Source organism: Microbacterium kribbense (genome assembly GCF_039537285.1).
In the GTDB taxonomy this organism is placed as follows: domain Bacteria; phylum Actinomycetota; class Actinomycetes; order Actinomycetales; family Microbacteriaceae; genus Microbacterium; species Microbacterium kribbense.
Genome location: NZ_BAABAF010000004.1, coordinates 1 through 16,927 on the forward strand (window position 1 = coordinate 1; position 16,927 = coordinate 16,927).

Below are 16,927 nucleotides of genomic sequence, written 5' to 3' on the forward strand. Positions count from 1 at the left end.
ACCCACCATGGGTTGAGCATCTCCCGACGCGGCCACGTCTGGGGAACAGGCACTGATCGAGCTGGGGACTCGACGCGCCGAAAGGTGTCGACCAGCGACAGGGTATCGCACAACCGGCACCGATGGGCCCGGTGCTTCGCCCATGGCGTGCCCGCATTTCGCGGGCATCACCCGATCTGTGAGACGGCCTGCGCTATCACGACGGCCAGCAGGACGAAACCGGCGAAGGACTCGAGTGCCATCAAGGCCTTCGCCCGCGTCGACAAGGGCATCGTGTCGGTCGCGCTGAAGGCCATCGAGTTGCTCAGCGAAAAGTAGAGGTAGTCGACGAAGGCCGGCACCCAATCGCTCATGGCCGAGGAGCCCTTCGCCACCTCGTCGATGGTGTCCTCATCCTCGTCCTGGGGAAAGCGGAAGTCCGCGGCCCGCATCTTCGAGCGCGGCACCGTGGTGCGCGCGACCGGGCCCGCACGGTCGATGCACCAGAACACCAGCGCGAAGCCGATGACATTCGTCACCCACACCTGCAGTGCGGCCAGCAGCAAGCCGCTGCCTCCCGTCGACTTCTGCACGAGCTGCATGATCAGCAGCACGAGTGTGAGCTGGTTCGCGGCGACGATCACCAGCGCCAGACCGAGCTCGCCGAGCCGGGACAGTCGCGTCTCTTTCACATAGTGGTGCGGGTTGATCGCGATCAAGGGGATCAGGAGCAGCAGCCCGATCGCCACCACGACATAGCGCTGCGCGGCGAACAGACCGCTCGGCAGGAAGGTGTACAGGGCGAGGGCGATGAGCACGCCGACGACCACGGGCCAGCGGTGCTCGGGCCGTGCGGTCCGCCTCTCACCGGCCCCGCCCTCCTCGGCGTCTTGGCTCGATGGCTCGGCATGGTCTGCCATTAGCTCACACTCCTGGTGTCGAGGCAGCGAGGCGGCGAGCCCTGGTCCTCGACACCACGATCCCGCGGACAGGCGTGGGCGGGAAGGGGCTTGACGGGCCCCGGCGCATCTGTCAGGGCCGGTGCGTCGCCGTGCCCGGTGCATCACCCGACAGCAGCATGCCGGCCGCTCCTGATTCACGCGGCCGCGCGGGCGACCGGGTGGCGCATCATGGCTCGTCGGCGATGCGCAGGCCGTCGGGCCCGTCGTCGGCGCCGAGATCCTCGCTGTCGACGTCATCCTCGGGTGCGAGGTCGCCCTGGCCGTCGGGGCCGAGATCTGCCGTCAGCAGATCGGCGTCCTGGAGGTCGGTTCGCTCCTGATCCGGGGGAGGGTCGTGGAAAAGCGCCGGCGCCGGGTCCTGCTCCGCAACGTCGCCCTGACCTCGTGGGTCCCTCGCGTCGCTCATGGTGTCTTCCCTTCCTCTCGGGTGTTGGCCTGCTGTCGTTCCGTCGATCGCGCCCGCGATCACCGCATCAGCGGTGCTCGCGCCTCTGCGACGCCGGATGGGGACATCCGGTGTGGGCGCGCATGCAGGCCGACCGACGGAACGAAGCAACCCCATGGTGGAATCATCGGCGAGGGCCGGGTCGACGTAGAAGGGGATTGATCCCGGCTGTCGGTTGGCGTATAGGCGATACGAGCGCGCATGCTCAACCGGCGGATTCACTCGCGACGCCGGCGGGTTCCTGCACCAGCCGCAGTCCGCCGACCGCATTCGCCGCCTCAGCGAGCAGCTCGAGCCAGGCCCGGTTGATGCTCGGCGGCCGGCTGCCGTGGTACTTGAACACGAGTGACGAGCTTTGATTGATCCATATCGTGACGCGGCCGCCGCCTACGCTCGGCTCCTCGTACCAGGTGAAGGTGACGGGTTCGCGGCGGCGCAGCTTGTCGGAGATGATGATCTGGAGATGGGCGAGGGGCCGGTCATCGATATCCATCTTGACCCGGCCCTCATAGCTCAGGTACCCCATCTGCATGCGGTTCGGAAGTCATCCACAGTCGTCACTGTAGCTTTGGCGGCCTCACCCTTCGGGGTGAAATTCCCGCCGCGAAGGGTCTTCGCGAGGACGGTTCACTCGGCCGCCGAGGGAAGCGGCTCCTCCCGCTCTGCCATCCCTGCGAGCGGCTCGGCGGCGGTCGGTTCCCGACTGAGCCGAAGGCCGGAGAGGGAATTGGCCTCGACGGCCAGCGCCTCCAGCCACACCCGGTTCAGTTCCGGCTGGCGACTGCCGTAGTACTTGAACACTATGTTCGACTGCGAGCTCAGCCACACCGTCGTGCGCCCTTGCCCGTAGGACGGATCATCGAACCAGGTGAACGGGAACGCCTCGTTGCGGCGCAGCTTGTCGACGATCACGAATTGCAGGTGGAAGAGGGCACGATCCTCGATCTCGGTCTTGACGGATTCCTCGTAGATGAATTGGCCCATGGTGCAGCTTCTCCTCCGGTTTTACGACGTCGCACCGCTTTTGCGCCTCAGTTCTGGGCATTCGCTTCGTTCCGCCTCGCTCTGCCTCACAATATCGTGCAGACCACTGTGCCGGTGCAACGCCGTCGAGCTCGCGAATGGGCCCATACTTGGCCGGGGAGTTTATTGCTCACCGTCCAGGCGACCTGATGAAGCGGAGCGGCAGCACCATGGGCACGATGTATTACGGCGGTCCCGACACAGCGATCCATATCGAGGACCGTGCGCTGGCACACTTGAAGGTCGTCATCGCGACCAAGCTGCGGCGCGGCGAGAGCTTCACCCTGTCATGGCAGCACCCGGACGGTGAGCCGCGTGGTCGCTCCACCGTGTGGCTGCATCCGTCGATACCGCTGCGGTTCGTGTTCGATGAACCGCAGCCGCCGGAACTGAACCGGGAGTTCCTGCGCGACCTGGCGAACTCGGCCAATACCTCCGGTGGGATCCAGCTGATCGCCGAGCACATCGACATCGCGCCGGCCGCCGCGGCCGATGCCGCCCGATCGCCGCAGGAATAGCCGCTGCCGTCGGAGAAGACAAGCCCGTGGACGGCTCGGGCATGCGGTGCGATCCTGGCGAGATGGACGACACGAGGTCCTCGGCCGGATCCGAGGAATCGACCGGGGGCATGCGCGGCGAGGCCCGTGACCGGAACGAGACAGCGGCAGAACGAGCGGACCGGAACTGGAGCGACCTGCTGCAAGAACTCCGGGTCACCCAGACCGGAACACAGCTGATCGCGGGATTCCTGCTGACACTGCCGTTTCAACAGCGCTTCACCGAGCTGGGGACCCTGCAACTGGTGATCTACATCGTGCTTGTATTTCTCGCCGCATTCGCGACGGGGATCGGTCTGGCGGCCGTCGCGTTGCACCGCGGTCTCTTCCGTCGACACCGAAAACCACTCCTGGTGGCCACGGGCGACAAGCTCCTGCGCGTGAACGTCGGCCTGACCGCGCTGCTCACGTCGGGCATCGTGCTGCTGATCGCAGACGTGGTGTGGAGCAGCAGTGTGCTCGGCTGGGTCTGCGGGGCGGTCGTGCTGGCCATGTTGCTGTGGCTCGTGCCGGCCCTGGAGCGCCGGGCATCGCAGACGACCCGCCGCTGAGGAGCGCCGCGATCGTCCTGCGCATTGCGAACTGCGGCGCCGCGTGGCCGGCCGGCCGCGCGGCGCCGCAGATCATGCGCGTCATACGCGGTTGCGTCCGCCGACCAGTCGGAACAGGAACGCGATCAGCGCGATGATGCCGACGATGATCGCCACCCACAGCAACCATGACAGGGCGGCGTTGAGCCCGCTGAAGATGGCCACGATGATGGCGATGACGACGATGATGGCGAGTACGATATTCATGGCGACTCCTCTTCTGCGTCGAGCCGTGGCGCCGACGTCCGGTACCCCAATCTGCCAGTCCAGCAGGCGGCGGCACACCCGGTTGAACATCCTCGGCAGGCGTGCTAGCACGGCACGCGGACGTGGCGCCTGTCGTGCCCGGGCCTCGTGTCACGCCCCGTGCGCGCGCGGCCAAACCCGACATGACGAGTGATCGGGACGCGGGCCACACCGGCCGGGCCGTCATGATCATCATCCCGCTGATGGGACGCTGACATGCGGCACCTACGGGACAACGCCCTCAGCATCCTCTTCGGGCGATCTTCCTGCGTCAGCGTGGCTCGGCCGAGTCCAAGCCCGTCGGCACGCCGCACCACGAGACGTCGGTCGAATCGGAGTGACGGCGGTCTCCGGTGTCGCTGCCGCCGGGCTCGCGCTCCGACAGTCCTGCGAGATCGCCGCGGCGAGGACCAGTCCGCGTCGACGCGGAGGGCGGGCCCGCGCGAGCCGCCCCTTGTCAAGGGCCTCGTCGTGGGACGGCGTCGTCCGTAGCCTGACGAGGAAGCGACCACGTGAGGACGTGAGGAAGAGGACGGTCATGAGCATGCCGAACAATGCCGATGATCCGCGCGACGAGTATCGGGAGGAGGGCTATCCCGGCCAGGGGCAGGATCAACCCGGCCAGCTCGATCAGACATGGCCCCGACCCGATCATGGTGAGCAGAGCTACCGCGGCCATGGGCGGCTGCGGGGACGCAAGGCGCTCGTCACAGGAGGCGACTCCGGCATCGGCCGTGCGGTCGCGATAGCCTTCGCCCGTGAGGGGGCCGACGTCGCGATCGCTCATCTGCCGGAGGAGCAAGGGGACGCCGATGAGACCGTCCGCCTCATCCGTGACGCCGGACGCGAGGGGCTCAGCCTGCCCGGCGATGTGCGGGACGAGGCGTTCGCCGCGCAGATCGTCGACCGGACCCGCACCGGACTGGGCGGCCTCGACATCCTGGTGCTCAATGCCGGGTATCAGAAGGACCGGGCCGGCCTCGCGACCCTGGAGACGGCTGAATTCGATCGGGTGCTGCGGACCAATCTCTACGGTCTCATGTTCACGGCGCGGGCGGCCGTGCCACACCTGGAGGCCGGGGCGTCGATCATCGTGACGGCGTCGATCCAGGCGTTCCAGCCGTCGCCGACCCTGATCGACTACGCCATGACCAAGGCCGCGCAGGTCGCGTTCGTCCGAGCCCTGGCCGAGGAGCTCGGTCCCGCAGGCGTGCGGGTGAACGCGGTGGCACCGGGGCCGATCTGGACGCCTCTCATCCCGGCGACCGGCTGGGACGACCAGAAGCTGAACGCATTCGGCCAGGACACGCCTCTGGGGCGTGCCGGGCAGCCCGCGGAGGTGGCGGGTGCCTACGTCTACCTCGCCTCGGAGGAGGCCTCGTATGTCTCCGGTGCCGTACTGCCGGTGACCGGGGGAAAACCGCTGTGACCGGGGGCGCCTCCCGTCAGGGGACTTCCTCTGCGGACGCGCCCAGCAGCCGCCGCGCCAGATCCTTGATCCGCGCGGCGGCCTCGGATGCTCCGGTCAGGACATCCGCATCGGGGGGCGAATCCTCGCTCGCGACATCCGTCCCGCCCAGCACGACCGAACAGCTGCGCAGACGTCCGCCGGCGGCGATCGGGATCGTCACGACGTCGGAGGTGCCCGCGTCGCGGAGCGCATGCTCGTAAAGGAGAACGGCGTCCGCGACGTCGTTGGTGGTGTGGAAGCGCCCGCCCGCGACGACGAGGTCCCTCATGGCGTCTCCGTCGGCCCGTCACGGCCTGTGCCGGTCGATGTGTCTGTGTCACTGCTCATCGGGTCTCCGTGCACAACGTTACGGGCCGCTCCCGCCCGACGCACGGGGATTGCAGGACAGCGCGTGCCGTGCTAGCGCGGTGGATGCGCGGTGGCCGCCGCCTTGGCCGGACGGAAGCCGTGGTCGACGCCCCAGAGCACCGCATTGGCCCGATCACCGACCCCGATCCGGCGGTAGCAGGTGCGGATGTGCGTCTTGACCGAGTTGACCGAGAGATGCATCCGCTCGGCGATCTCGTCGTTGGAGAATCCCTGCGTGATGAGAGCGAGGACCTCGCTTTCGCGCAGCGTCATGCCTTCCTCGCGACCCGGCCAGTCGTTGCCGACGGGTGCGGCGAACCGGCGCGGCCGCCCATCATCCGGCTGGCCTCCGGCGTGCACCGCGATCAGCGCTTCCACCAGCTTGGCCGCCGGCAGCGCTTTGGACAGATACGCATCCGCGCCGTGGTCGAGTGAGGCCTGGATGAGGTCTCCGTCGAGGTTCCATGTGTACACGGCCACGCGTCGTGCGCGGCGGTTCTCGACCAGGCGGCGGACGTCGCGGTGATCACCGGGGAACGCGGCGAATGTGTCGTAGAGGGCGATGTCCACCGTCTGCTCGACATCCTCGTTCGCATCGAGCTCGACCACCCGCACGAGATCGCTGTAGCTGCGCAGCATCGCCGCCACTCCCTCGACGACGACCTGATAGTCGTTGACCACCGCGATCCGGATCTGGTCCACGTGCGTCACTGTAGCGCACGCACCCTCATCCTGACCGGCCGTCGATCAGGAGGCGGCGGATCGCCGACTCCGGACGTGGCCCGAGTTCGAGAAGACGCCCCGTCCGGTAGGCCGTGAAGACGCCCGGAGCTATGTAGCTGCCGCGGGCGACCGCCGGGGTATTGCCCAGCGACTGCGCCACCGCCCGCACGGCCAGCGCCTCGGCGTGCTTTCGCATGCGGGCGTCGTCCGCTGGGCCGATCTGCGCGAGCGCGTCGGCGGCGAGGATCGTGCCGTGCAGGGTGCGGAAGTCCTTCGCGGTGAAGTCGCCGCCCGTGATCTCGCGGATATGCGCGTTCACGTCGGCGGGCGTCAGCCGGACGTGTCGGCGCCCGACCAGGTACCACAGCAACGGAGCGCGCGGGGCCCCGACAGTCAGTGCCTGCAGTGCGGCCGCGAGGTCGGCGTCGTCGATCTCCAGGAGCGCACGGCGTCCGCTCTTGGCCGGGAACGACAGCGTCACGGTGGATGCCGCGATCACGGCGTCGCGCCGCCGCAGGGTGGTCAGCCCCCGACTGCCGTGGCGCGCAAGGTACCGATCGGAACCAACGCGCGGCGCCGCCTCGTCGAGTAGCCGGAAGGCGACCGCCAAGGCGTGATCGCGGTCGAGCGTTCCTCGGCGCAGTGCCGAGGTGACGTGGCCCCGGGCACGGGGCAGGGCTTCGGCCAGCGCCAGCGCGCGGGCGAACTTGCCGCGGTCTTGGCAGGCTCGCCAGCGGGGGTGATAGAGGTACTGGGTACGGCCGGCCTCATCGGTGCCGACCGCCTGGATATGGCCCAGCGGTGCAGCCGAGATCCACACGTCTTCCCATGCCGGCGGGATGGCGAGCCCCCGGATGCGCCGCCGGTCTGCGCGGGCCACATCGCGGCCGCTCTCGTCGAGATAGCGGAAGCCGGACCCGGCACGTACCCGCCGGTAGCCGGCGTCGACGCGTGGCCGGACCCGCGCGAGCCTGGCCATGGCGGTTCACTCCACCGAGCTGGGGAGCGGCGTGTCCTTCTGCGGCGCGCCGGCAGGCGACACGGGACGGCCGCTGGCCGGGCGTGGGCAGGCGTTCATGTTCTGGCGGCGCCGTGCGAGTTCGGCGGTCAGCGCCCGCTCTCGTGAGCGGAGCGAGAAGCAGTCCCCGCTCTCGCGCCGCTTCTCGACCTGCTCGAGAGCGATCAGCAACTCGCGAATGGTGGCCTGGCTCAGGTCCCTGGCCAGCTCACCCGATGACTCACCCATCAGACCCGCTCCGATTCTGAAGCACCTGCTTCGTCTGCGAGGGTCGGTCCCGCGACGCAACCCGAGTGGTCGCGGGACCTCCTTGCCCCTCGGCCAGAATCCTGGCATCCCCTTTCGAGAACGCGTGCGGGGTTGACTTCGGTGGGCGCGCGGTGCTAGGTGGCCCGCCGCAGCGACGCCCAGCCCGCTCAGCCTCGTGGTTCGCGGTTCTCCGCGCTCACCATCCAGGAGAGCTGTTCGATGCGCTCCAGAATCGTGTGCAGGATGTCGGCGCTGGTCGGGTCCTCTGCGTCCACGTCGTCGTGCACCCGGCGGCACGTGTCGGCGACGGCGTCGAGCCGCTTGGTCATCACCCCGATCACGACCGGCGTCGCGAGTTCGCCCTGCTCGATGGTCGGCAGGGTCGTGGTCGTGGACACGATGTCGCTGCGGCCATCGGGCAGCGCATGCAGCGAGCGCATCCGCTCGGCGATCGTGTCGGCGAACACTCGGGCGGCCACGACGATCTCATCCAGCTGCAGATGCGTGTCGCGGAAGTTCGGGCCGACGACGTTCCAATGCGCCTGTTTGCCCTGCAGCGCGAGTTCGATCAGGTCGACCAGTACGGCCTGCAGGTGTCCGCTCAGCTTCTGCGACGCGGCGAAGCCCGACTCCGCGTTCTGTTCGGCGGTCAGCCGGTCTTCGATCCCGTCCGACTGACCGCGGCGGGCCTTCGACTTCTTCGGGCTGGTCTTCTTCGTGTCGATGCTCATGATTCCTCCTGGCGCCACGATACGAACACATCCCGGCATTCACGCGGGGATTGCACCGCCTGGCGTGCGGTGCTAAGGCGGTGCAGACCTCGGGCACCGTCGCCGCGCGCCGGCAGGTGTCACACGCTGTCGAAGATCGACTGATGGCGGTCGGACTTTCGGCGCCGCGCCAACTCGACGCAGACTCCGCGCTCCTGCGATCGGAGCCGGTGGCAGTCCCCGAGTGCGCGGGCCTTCTCGACGGTGTCGAGTTCGACGAGAAGCTCGCGAACGGTGGCCGTCCGCAGGTCCAGGTGTGACGGCTGCTGCTCACTCATGAGCGAAGCCCTTTCCATCCAGATGGTGCGGGGCAGGCCGCTGGGGGCCTGCCCCGCACCCGGTCGACTACTTCTTGAATGCGTCCTTGATGTTCTCAGCGGCATCGCGCAGGTGGCCCTTGGCCTGGTCGGCCTTGCCCTCCGCGACGAGCTTCTCGTCGTCCGACACGTGTCCGACGGACTCCTTCACCTTTCCGGTGCCCTTCTCGGTCGCGGCCTTGATCTTGTCGTCTGCACCCATCGGTTCATTCCCCTTCTCATCCGGTCGTGATGTATCGCGTTGAGCTTCCATCGTGTGCGGTGGGGCGGCACACCGCGACCGGCTTGACTATTGCGCCCGCGTGAGATAGCGGCGGGGCAGGAGTGTCGATCGTCCTGGTGGGGGCGTTGTCGGCGTGAACTCCCGCGTGGCGGGCCGGTACGCATCTGCGGCGAGGTTGTCAATGCCCTTTCCACCCGGAAGTTCCGAACCTAGCGTGGGTGCCACGCACGAGACGGACTCCCACGAGACGAAGGAAAGTGACGATGCCGCGCACATCCACACCCAACAGCCTGAAGGACCCCGAACTGTACGAAGAGCTGCGCGACGACGGCGCCTCCAAGAGCAAGGCGGCTCGCATCTCCAACGCGGCGGCAGCCCAGGGCCGCAGCCGAGTCGGGCGCCGCGGCGGCGAAGCTGCCGACTATGCGGACCGCACCGTGGCGCAGCTGCGGGCACGCGCGAAGGAGCTGGGGCTGCACGGGTACTCGGGCAAGACCAAGGCGCAGCTCATCGACATGCTCCGCAATCACTGACGCGCCCGGCTGCGCTCGAGCGCGCGGACGAGCACCACCGCACCGATCGCAACCGCCGCGGCGATCGCGATCCGCCGGATGCGGACTGTGCCCACGACCGGTATGAGGCGGTGACGCAGTCGGGCGGCGCGATGCAGCTTCGTCTTCAGCGCGATCACGTCCTCGGCGAGATCTGCGCGCGCCTGTTCGACATCGGTCATCGACTCGTCCGTCATGCCGATCCAGGGCCGCTCGACCTCGTTCTGCCAACTCACGTGCGGCTCCTTCCCGCTAGCCGGTCCGATATGGTGCGACGTCACCGGCGCGCAGGGTCAGACCGGTGCCGGGTGCCGCCGCGTCCAGCGTCAGCGTCCCGCCCTGCGGATCCAGCGCGCCGTCGAAGAAGCGCGTTTCGATCCGGACGTGGTCGTGGAACCACTCCAGGTGACGCAGGTTCGGTGTCGCCGCGGCGACGTGGGCATGCAGGTGCGGGCTGCAGTGGGCGGACACGTCGAGACCGTATGAGGCGGCCACGGCAGCAGCGCGCATCCATTCCGTGATGCCGCCGCAGCGTGAGGCGTCGATCTGCAGACAGTCCACGGCCTGCGCCTGGCACATCCGGCGGAAGTAGACGAGGTCGAACCCGTATTCACCCGCCGTGACATCGGTGTCGACCGCGTCGCGGACTTCCCGCAGACCGTCGAGATCGTCGGAGGACACCGGCTCTTCGAACCATCGCAGGTCGAGGTCTGCGGCGGCGCGCGCGAGGCGGATGGCCTGCTTGCGCGTGTATGCGCCGTTCGCATCCACGTACAGCTCGGCGTCCGGACCGATGACGCTCCGCGCCCGCCGCATCCGCTCCAGGTCCCGAGGCACCGCCGTGCCCCAGGACTGACCGATCTTGATCTTCACGCGCGGGATGCCCTCGTCGTGCACCCAGCCGCCCAGCTGCTGCGCGAGCCGCTGATCCGAGTAGGTCGTGAAGCCGCCGCTGCCGTACACCGGGACCGCGTCGTGCACGGCACCGAGCAGCCGGTACAGGGGCATATCGAACAGGCGCGCCTTCAGATCCCACAGCGCCGTGTCGACCGCCGAGATCGCGTAGCCGATCGCCCCCTGCCGACCGCTGTTGCGCACGGCCTTGACCATCTTCTCGAAGCAGCGGCCGGTCTCCAGCGCACTGTTCCCGACCACCAGCGGCGCCAGGGTGGTCCGGATCACCGCGGCGCACTCGGTCGCGCCGTACGTCCACCCGGTGCCGACGACCCCGCCGGAATGCAGCTGCACGAGCACCATCGTCGTCGAGTCCCAGGCGATAGTGCCGTCTGCCTCGGGCCCATCGGTCGGGACCGTGTACGCCTGCACGTCAAGACGATCGATCTGCGGATCCGTCATCGCCTGCTCCTTCGTCTCGCGAACCCCCGGCGCGCGCACCGACCAGCTCGTCCTGGATCTGTTCCAGAGACTTGTCCTTGGTCTCCGGCACCTTCCAGGCGAAGAACAGGAACGCAAAGACGCCGAGCCCGCCGAAGAGGAAGAACGTGCCCTGCCGACTGATCAGCGAGATCAGCGTCAGGAACGTCCCGGCGACCACGAAGTTCGCGGCCCAATTGAACACGGTCGCCACCGACATGGCCTTGCTGCGGACGCCGGTGGGATAGATCTCGGAGATCATCAGCCAGAACACTGGTCCCAGACCGACCGCGAACGAGGCGATGTAGACCAGCAGCGCGATCAGCGCGAGGTAGCTCGCGTCATGCTGCAGCGCGGGGGAGGCGAAGAAGACACCCAGGAACACGATGGCGACGGTGAGGCCCGCGGTGCCGATCAGCAGCAGCATCCGTCGTCCCACCTTGTCCAGCAGCAGGACCGCGACGATCGTGAACACGACGTTGGTGACCCCGACGAAGACCGTCTGCGTGATCGCGGCGTTGTCGGTCAGGCCGGTCTTGGACAAGATCGTGGGCGCGTAGTAGATCACGGTGTTGATGCCGACGAACTGCTGGAAGACGGCCAGGCCGATGCCGATCCAGATCAGCGGCCGGATGTTCGGCCGCAGCAGGTCGCGCAACGTCGTCGATTCCTCCTTCTGCTTCGCCTCCTGGATGCCCCGGATCTCCTTGTCGATGTCGGCATCCGGATCCGAGCCGCGCAGCCTGGTCAGCACGTCGCGCGCGTCATCCTCACGACCCTGCTCCATCAGCCACCGCGGGGTGTGCGGCACCGTGAGCATGCCGACCGCCAGGGCGGCGCCGGGAATCGCACCGACCCCCAGCATCCACCGCCATCCGTCGGGCACATTCGAGAACGCGAAGTTGACCAGATAGGCCAGCAGGATGCCCAGGGTGACCAGCAGCTGATTGAAGGAGACCAGCCCGCCGCGCACGCGCGGCGGCGAGACCTCGGCGATGTACAACGGGGCGACGAAGGACGCCGTCCCCACCGACAGGCCGAGCACGAAGCGGAACGCGATCAGCATCGGGATCGTGACGGCGAACGCGCAGCCGAGTGCACCGACCACATAGACGCAACCGGAGATCACCTTGGTCCATTTGCGGCTGAGCTTGTCGGCCAGGTAGCCGGACACGATAGCACCGAGGATCGCGCCGAGCAGCAGCACCGAGACGATCCACTCCTGCGCCACCGAGTTCGCGTGCAGATCCTTCTTCACGAACAGCAGAGCCCCCGAGATTATCCCGGTGTCGAAGCCGAACAGCAGTCCGCCGATCGCGGCGATGATCGAGATGCGCAACAGCAGGCCGTTCCCACTCGCGCGCATCCCGCTGACGAAGTCACTCATGATCTGCTCCCTTGTCGGGGCGGCGTCAGTCGTCCCGCTTCTTGTCGTGATGAAGCGTGTCCTTGATGCGCTCGATGCCTTCCGTGACCAGGGCCTTCGCCGAATCCACCAGCACCGCCGGTTCTTCCGGGTCGCCCTTCAGCAGCGCCTCGGCCGTGTTCTTGGCGAACTCGAGCGTGATGTGCGGTGGAAGGGGCGGCACGTTCTTGCTCGTATAGGCGTCGATGAGGGTGACGCCGTGATTGGCGAACGCCGCGTCCCAGGCGGCGCCGACCTCGTCATCGGTGCGCACCTGGATGCCGGTGAACCCGAGCAGCTGCGCCCATCCGGCGTAGTCGACGGATTCGACATCCTGCGATTCGGGCCATACCGGGTTGGCGTCCTCGGTGCGCATCTCCCACGACACCTGGGTGAGGTCGTCGTTGTGCAGCACCATGATGATCAGCTGCGGGTTCTCCCATTCCTGCGCGTACTTCTTGATCGTGATCAGCTCGTTCAGGCCCAGCATCTGGAACGCGCCGTCACCGATCGTGCAGATCACACAGCGATCCGGGTAGGCGAACTTCGCCGCGGTCGCATACGGCATGGCGGCCAGCATGCTCGCAAGCCGGCCGGACAGGTCGCCCCGCATGCCGCGGCGCAGCCGGATGTGATGGCCGTACCAGTCAGCGGTCGAGCCAGCATCGGCCGTCACGATCGCCTGGGGCGGGAGGCGCTTGTTGAGCTCGTGGTAGACCCGCCGCGGATTGACGCCGTCCTCATAGCCGACGAGCGCCTGCGCCTCCATCTCGCTCTCCCACTCGACCATCTCATCGGCGACAGCGGTCTGCCAGCTGTGGTCGCGCTTGGCATCGAGGTGCGGGATGAGCGCCGTCAGGGTGGCTTTCACGTCGCCCCACAGGTTCAGCTCGGTCGGGTAGCGCAGTCCCATCTGCTCCGGCTTGAGATCGACCTGGATGGCCCGTGCCTGTCCTGTCGGCGGCAGGAACTGGCCGTACGGATAGTTGGTGCCGAGTAGCACCAGGGTGTCGCATCCGCTCATCTGGTGCACGCTGGGCAGCGACCCGAGCAGTCCCAGCTGCTGTGAGTGATGCGCGACGTCGGAGGGCACCACCTGCTTGGCCCGCAGCGTCGTGATGATGCCCGCGCCGCACAGCTCGGCGGCCTTGAGCACCTCGTCGGTCGCGCCGGTCGCGCCGTGCCCGACCAGGAACGTCACCCGGTTGCCGGCGTTGATGATGGATGCCGCCTGCCGGATGTCGGTCTCCGGCGGCGTGATCGCGATCGACGGGGCGACCGCGCTCGACCGGGACACCCAGTTCTGCGGTGCCAGCTCGGGCATCGCCATGCCCTGCACGTCGTGCGGCAGCACCACGACGGCAGGCCCGAGCCGGACCCGCGCAGTGCGGAACGCCGTGTCGAGCACGGCCTGGGCCTGCGCGGGGGAGACGACGGTCTGCACGTAGACGGCGACATCGGCCAGCATCCGCTCCAGATTGCTCTCCTGCTGGGTGAACGTGCCCAGCGCGTCCAGACCCTGCTGCCCGATGATCGCGACGACCGGCTGGTTGTCCATCTGGGCGTCGTAGAGGCCGTTGAGCAGATGGAAGGCGCCCGGGCTCGAGGTCGCGATGCAGACGCCGACCTCACCGGTGAACTTCGCGTGGGCGGTCGCCATCAGCGCGCAGATCTCCTCGTGCGTCGGACGCACGTACTGCAATCCATCGCCTGCACGCTGCGCCGCGCCCAGAGCCCCGTCGAACTCGCCGATCCCGTCGCCGGGGAAGGCGAAGACCCGGCTGACCCCCCACTGCCTGATCCGCTGGATCACGAAGTCGCTCACGGTTGTCATGACTGTCCCTTCTCTAGCGGCCGGTGCCATCCGGCTCATCGATGAATCGCGCCGCGGCACGGGCGGCGATCGCCATGATCGTCAGGGCCGGGTTCGCGCTGCCCTGGGTGGGCAGCACGCTCCCGTCCACGATCAGCAGGTTGGGCACTGCGAAGCTGCGGCAGTCGGCGTCGACGACCCCGTCGTGCTCGGTCGCGGCCATTCGGGCGCCCCCGACCAGATGCGCGTAGCGGTCGATCGTGATGACCTCCTGGGCACCGGCTGCGGTGAGGATGTCCTCCATCACGGCCGTCGCGGCGCCGACGAGCGCCTTGTCGTTCTCGCCCTGGGTGTAGTCGAACCGGGCGATCGGCATCCCGTGCCGGTCCTTCTGCTCGGCCAGCGTCACCCGGTTCTGCCGGCGCGGCAGGAACTCGCACAGCGCACCCAGGCACGCCCAGTGGACGTAGTCGCTCATGTAGTCGCGCAGCGTCGCGCCCCAATGGCCCTGCGCCGCGACGTGCTCGGCCCAGGTGATCGGCAGCGGTGAGACGGTCTGCACCGAGAAGCCGCGCTGGTAGGGCTTGGTCGGATCGGTCTCGTAGAACTGCTCGGTGCTGACCTCGGGCGGCGGGCCCTTCCACATCCGCACCTCGTCGGCGAAGCGACCGGCCGTCTGCGGTGCGCCCTGCACCATGAGGTAGCGCCCGACCTGGTCGAAATCGTTGCACAGTCCGTCGGGGAAGCGGGCCGACGCCGAGTTCAGCAGCAGCCGCGGGGTCTCGATGGAATAGCCGGCCACGGCGACGGTGCGGGCGCGCTGAAAGCGCTGCACCCCGTCGCGCACATAGTGCACGCCGGTGGCCCGGCCGGTGCGCTGATCGATCTCGACCCGCGTGACCATCGAGTCGGGCCGCACCTCGGCGCCGTGCGCGAGCGCGTCGGGGACGTGCGTGATCAGCGGCGACGCCTTCGCGTTGACCTTGCACCCCTGCAGGCAGAAGCCGCGGTAGATGCAGTGCGGCCGATTGCCGAAGCGGCCGCTGGTGATGGCCACCGGGCCGACCCGGGTGGTGATGCCCGCAGCCTCGGCGCCGCGCTGGAAGACCTCGCCGTTGCCCGAGACCGGATGCGGACTGTAGGGATAGGAATGCGGGTCGCCCCACGGCCAGGATTGACCCGAGACCGGCAGCTCGCCCTCGATCTGCTCGTAGAACGGCTTCAGGTCCGAGTAGGCGATCGGCCAGTCGGCGCCGACGCCGTCGCAGGACTGCGTGCGGAAGTCGCTCGGATGGAACCGCGGCGTATAGCCGGCGTAGTGGACCATGGAGCCGCCGACGCCGCGGCCGGAGTTGTTCGAGCCGAGGGGGACCGGGTCGTCACCGCCGAGCTCGCGCGGCTCGGTCCAGTACAGGTCGTGCGAGCCGGCCTCGTCACTGACCCAGTCCGTCTCGGGATCCCAGAAGGGACCTGCGTCCATGCCCACGACCGACATCCCCGCCCGCGCCACGCGCTGCAGGAACGTCGCCCCGCCGGCCCCGCAGCCGACGATCACGAGATCGACCTCGTCTTCGTCGGCGAAGGTGCGCATGCCCTCACGCAGTCCGGGCGCCAGTGCGGACCCGTCCGGGCTCAGCAGCCAGGCGGAGTCATTCCGGGCGCGCACCGTGCTCATGACGCGGCTCATGACGCGCCCCGCGTCCGGCGCCGGGAGGCGACCGGATCGTGGTGCGGATGCGCATCGGCCACCTCGAACGACTCCCGCTTGCCCACACCCAGGTTCTTGTAGCCGCGCGGATAGGCCGGTCCGTCGAACCCGATCTCGTTCCAGGCCCACGGGTGTGAATAGAACGCCGTGCAGGCGTAGCGCGTCCAGAGGCTCCAGACCTGCGCCGCGACCATCCCGTGCCAGCGGTCCGTGGCGAGGTCCTGGATCCGCTGCAGCATGTCATGCTGCTGCGCCCACCGGCACTGGACGAACGTCAGGTCATGGGCGGCGCGAGCGTCGGTGTCCAAGCCGGCCAGAGAATCGCGCCAGGCCTGCCCGTCCGGGGGCATCGTGCGGTAGTGCCAGCCGTCGGTCTGGTCTTCGGCCAGCCGCACGTCCACCATCTGCACGACCGGGATCCGCGGCTCGCTGCGCTGGTGGAGCAGCTGATCGAACAGGGCGCAGGCGGCCGCCTCTTCGGTCTGGGTGAAGAACCGCATCGCCGGCTGCCGGCCCAGACGGCCCTGCACGACCGCACGGGTCGCGTCGTCCCAATGGCGCGCCCGCGCGGCGACGTCGAACCCGGGGAAGCGGCCGCCGCCGTCGTGCGGCTCCAGGGGCAGCGCGCTCACTTCTCTCGCCTCAGGATCGCCGCCAGCACGCCCATGCCACCGACGAGGGTGACCAGCAGCGGGGCCATCAGCGGCGGCCCCATCTCCATGTTGTAGCGGAAGTTGCGCCATCCGCCCGGCTTCTGCCGGATCCCGCGGGCGTGCAGCCACAGCCCCTGCAGGCCGTTGACGACGATCGTCGCCGAGACCAGCGGCAGCACCGTCTTCGCGGCGCGCCGACTGCACACCCCCGCCACCCCGGCGGCGGCACCGACCGGCCCGAGCACGACGGGCACCCACATCCAGCGGTTCCCGAAGCTCGCCTTGTCGTGCTCGAAGAAGATCTCGGCGGCCGTCACGAGGGCCCCGCCCGCCGTCAGCGCGGCCAGGCTCCGCTCGAATCGGCCGGAGCGCACATCACGCACGATCCGATCGATGCCGTAGACGACATCCTCCACTCCGGCGGCCGGGCGGCGTACGAACATGGTGCCTCACAATCCCCGCGGCACCCTTCGTGCCGCGGCGTATTGGCGAGCGTGCGCGC

General features: G+C 68.5%; 24 protein-coding genes. 5 read left to right on the top strand and 19 right to left on the bottom strand.

The annotated features are described in order from the left end of the window. Window positions 1–167: 167 nt before the first annotated feature. The 4 genes from ABD705_RS05900 to ABD705_RS05915 all read right to left on the bottom strand — a co-directional run bounded on the left by ABD705_RS05900 (window position 168) and on the right by ABD705_RS05915 (window position 2,370). Complete coding sequence (locus tag ABD705_RS05900; protein ID WP_344781531.1) at window positions 168–899, bottom strand: hypothetical protein; 732 nt, start codon at window positions 897–899, stop codon at window positions 168–170. Between the two features lie 208 nt (window positions 900–1,107). Continuing rightward, window positions 1,108–1,347, bottom strand: coding sequence for a hypothetical protein (locus ABD705_RS05905; protein WP_344781532.1), 240 nt, complete (start codon window positions 1,345–1,347; stop codon window positions 1,108–1,110). 244 nt (window positions 1,348–1,591) lie between these two features. Next, on the bottom strand, window positions 1,592–1,918 hold the full coding sequence (locus ABD705_RS05910; protein ID WP_344781534.1) for a DUF7882 family protein: 327 nt from the start codon (window positions 1,916–1,918) through the stop codon (window positions 1,592–1,594). 95 nt (window positions 1,919–2,013) lie between these two features. Further along, entirely contained in the window at window positions 2,014–2,370 is a 357-nt protein-coding gene (locus ABD705_RS05915) for a DUF7882 family protein (protein WP_344781536.1), read from the bottom strand. Between the two features lie 209 nt (window positions 2,371–2,579). Here ABD705_RS05915 and ABD705_RS05920 point away from each other — a divergent pair, with 209 nt between their 5' ends. Continuing rightward, on the top strand, window positions 2,580–2,927 hold the full coding sequence (locus tag ABD705_RS05920; protein WP_344782005.1) for a DUF7882 family protein: 348 nt from the start codon (window positions 2,580–2,582) through the stop codon (window positions 2,925–2,927). Between the two features lie 62 nt (window positions 2,928–2,989). Beyond that, complete coding sequence (locus ABD705_RS05925; protein ID WP_344781538.1) at window positions 2,990–3,517, top strand: DUF6328 family protein; 528 nt, start codon at window positions 2,990–2,992, stop codon at window positions 3,515–3,517. Window positions 3,518–3,598: 81 nt separating this feature from the next. Here the strand turns inward: ABD705_RS05925 and ABD705_RS05930 are convergent, their stop codons facing one another. Beyond that, on the bottom strand, window positions 3,599–3,763 hold the full coding sequence (locus ABD705_RS05930) for a hypothetical protein (RefSeq protein WP_344781540.1): 165 nt from the start codon (window positions 3,761–3,763) through the stop codon (window positions 3,599–3,601). A gap of 299 nt (window positions 3,764–4,062) precedes the next feature. On the opposite strand from ABD705_RS05930, the gene ABD705_RS05935 reads away from it, so the two are divergent. After that, window positions 4,063–4,143, top strand: a complete 81-nt coding sequence (locus ABD705_RS05935; RefSeq protein WP_344782007.1) for a DUF6766 family protein — start codon at window positions 4,063–4,065, stop codon at window positions 4,141–4,143. A gap of 203 nt (window positions 4,144–4,346) precedes the next feature. Beyond that, the gene (locus ABD705_RS05940) at window positions 4,347–5,231 is read left to right on the top strand and encodes an SDR family oxidoreductase (protein WP_344782009.1); all 885 of its coding nucleotides are present in this window, start codon (window positions 4,347–4,349) and stop codon (window positions 5,229–5,231) included. A 16-nt stretch (window positions 5,232–5,247) separates the two neighbouring features. Here ABD705_RS05940 and ABD705_RS05945 read toward each other — a convergent pair whose 3' ends face one another. The 7 genes from ABD705_RS05945 to ABD705_RS05975 form a co-directional block, all read right to left on the bottom strand. Beyond that, a complete protein-coding gene (locus ABD705_RS05945; protein ID WP_344781542.1) occupies window positions 5,248–5,541 on the bottom strand; it encodes a hypothetical protein in 294 nt (97 codons plus the stop codon). Window positions 5,542–5,672: 131 nt separating this feature from the next. Next, on the bottom strand, window positions 5,673–6,323 hold the full coding sequence (locus tag ABD705_RS05950) for a response regulator transcription factor (protein WP_344781544.1): 651 nt from the start codon (window positions 6,321–6,323) through the stop codon (window positions 5,673–5,675). Window positions 6,324–6,348: 25 nt separating this feature from the next. Next, entirely contained in the window at window positions 6,349–7,323 is a 975-nt protein-coding gene (locus ABD705_RS05955; RefSeq protein ID WP_344781546.1) for a DNA topoisomerase IB, read from the bottom strand. Window positions 7,324–7,329: 6 nt separating this feature from the next. Next, complete coding sequence (locus tag ABD705_RS05960; protein WP_344781548.1) at window positions 7,330–7,590, bottom strand: hypothetical protein; 261 nt, start codon at window positions 7,588–7,590, stop codon at window positions 7,330–7,332. 188 nt (window positions 7,591–7,778) lie between these two features. Next, a complete protein-coding gene (locus ABD705_RS05965) occupies window positions 7,779–8,342 on the bottom strand; it encodes a Dps family protein (protein WP_344781550.1) in 564 nt (187 codons plus the stop codon). A gap of 119 nt (window positions 8,343–8,461) precedes the next feature. Then, entirely contained in the window at window positions 8,462–8,659 is a 198-nt protein-coding gene (locus ABD705_RS05970; RefSeq protein WP_344781552.1) for a hypothetical protein, read from the bottom strand. 67 nt (window positions 8,660–8,726) lie between these two features. Beyond that, on the bottom strand, window positions 8,727–8,900 hold the full coding sequence (locus ABD705_RS05975) for a CsbD family protein (protein WP_344781554.1): 174 nt from the start codon (window positions 8,898–8,900) through the stop codon (window positions 8,727–8,729). Window positions 8,901–9,184: 284 nt separating this feature from the next. Here ABD705_RS05975 and ABD705_RS05980 point away from each other — a divergent pair, with 284 nt between their 5' ends. After that, complete coding sequence (locus ABD705_RS05980) at window positions 9,185–9,454, top strand: DUF7218 family protein (RefSeq protein WP_344781556.1); 270 nt, start codon at window positions 9,185–9,187, stop codon at window positions 9,452–9,454. On the opposite strand, the gene ABD705_RS05985 is transcribed toward ABD705_RS05980, so the two are convergent. The 7 genes from ABD705_RS05985 to ABD705_RS06015 are packed head-to-tail and all read right to left on the bottom strand — an operon-like array spanning window position 9,448 to window position 16,868. Further along, window positions 9,448–9,708 carry a hypothetical protein gene (locus ABD705_RS05985; RefSeq protein WP_344781558.1) on the bottom strand — a complete coding sequence of 87 codons (261 nt, stop codon included), beginning with the start codon at window positions 9,706–9,708 and terminating at the stop codon, window positions 9,448–9,450. The genes ABD705_RS05980 and ABD705_RS05985 overlap by 7 nt on opposite strands. A 16-nt stretch (window positions 9,709–9,724) precedes the next feature. Next, the gene (locus tag ABD705_RS05990; protein WP_344781560.1) at window positions 9,725–10,828 is read right to left on the bottom strand and encodes an enolase C-terminal domain-like protein; all 1,104 of its coding nucleotides are present in this window, start codon (window positions 10,826–10,828) and stop codon (window positions 9,725–9,727) included. Further along, the gene (locus ABD705_RS05995) at window positions 10,800–12,233 is read right to left on the bottom strand and encodes a sugar porter family MFS transporter (RefSeq protein ID WP_344781562.1); all 1,434 of its coding nucleotides are present in this window, start codon (window positions 12,231–12,233) and stop codon (window positions 10,800–10,802) included. Before ABD705_RS05995 ends, ABD705_RS05990 begins: the two co-directional genes overlap by 29 nt. 25 nt (window positions 12,234–12,258) lie before the next feature. Beyond that, window positions 12,259–14,085 carry a thiamine pyrophosphate-requiring protein gene (locus tag ABD705_RS06000; protein WP_344781564.1) on the bottom strand — a complete coding sequence of 609 codons (1,827 nt, stop codon included), beginning with the start codon at window positions 14,083–14,085 and terminating at the stop codon, window positions 12,259–12,261. Window positions 14,086–14,098: 13 nt separating this feature from the next. Further along, window positions 14,099–15,739 carry a GMC family oxidoreductase gene (locus ABD705_RS06005; RefSeq protein ID WP_344781566.1) on the bottom strand — a complete coding sequence of 547 codons (1,641 nt, stop codon included), beginning with the start codon at window positions 15,737–15,739 and terminating at the stop codon, window positions 14,099–14,101. Window positions 15,740–15,747: 8 nt separating this feature from the next. Beyond that, window positions 15,748–16,404 carry a gluconate 2-dehydrogenase subunit 3 family protein gene (locus ABD705_RS06010; RefSeq protein WP_344781568.1) on the bottom strand — a complete coding sequence of 219 codons (657 nt, stop codon included), beginning with the start codon at window positions 16,402–16,404 and terminating at the stop codon, window positions 15,748–15,750. Continuing rightward, complete coding sequence (locus ABD705_RS06015) at window positions 16,401–16,868, bottom strand: hypothetical protein (protein WP_344781570.1); 468 nt, start codon at window positions 16,866–16,868, stop codon at window positions 16,401–16,403. Before ABD705_RS06015 ends, ABD705_RS06010 begins: the two co-directional genes overlap by 4 nt. Window positions 16,869–16,927 lie beyond the last annotated feature (59 nt).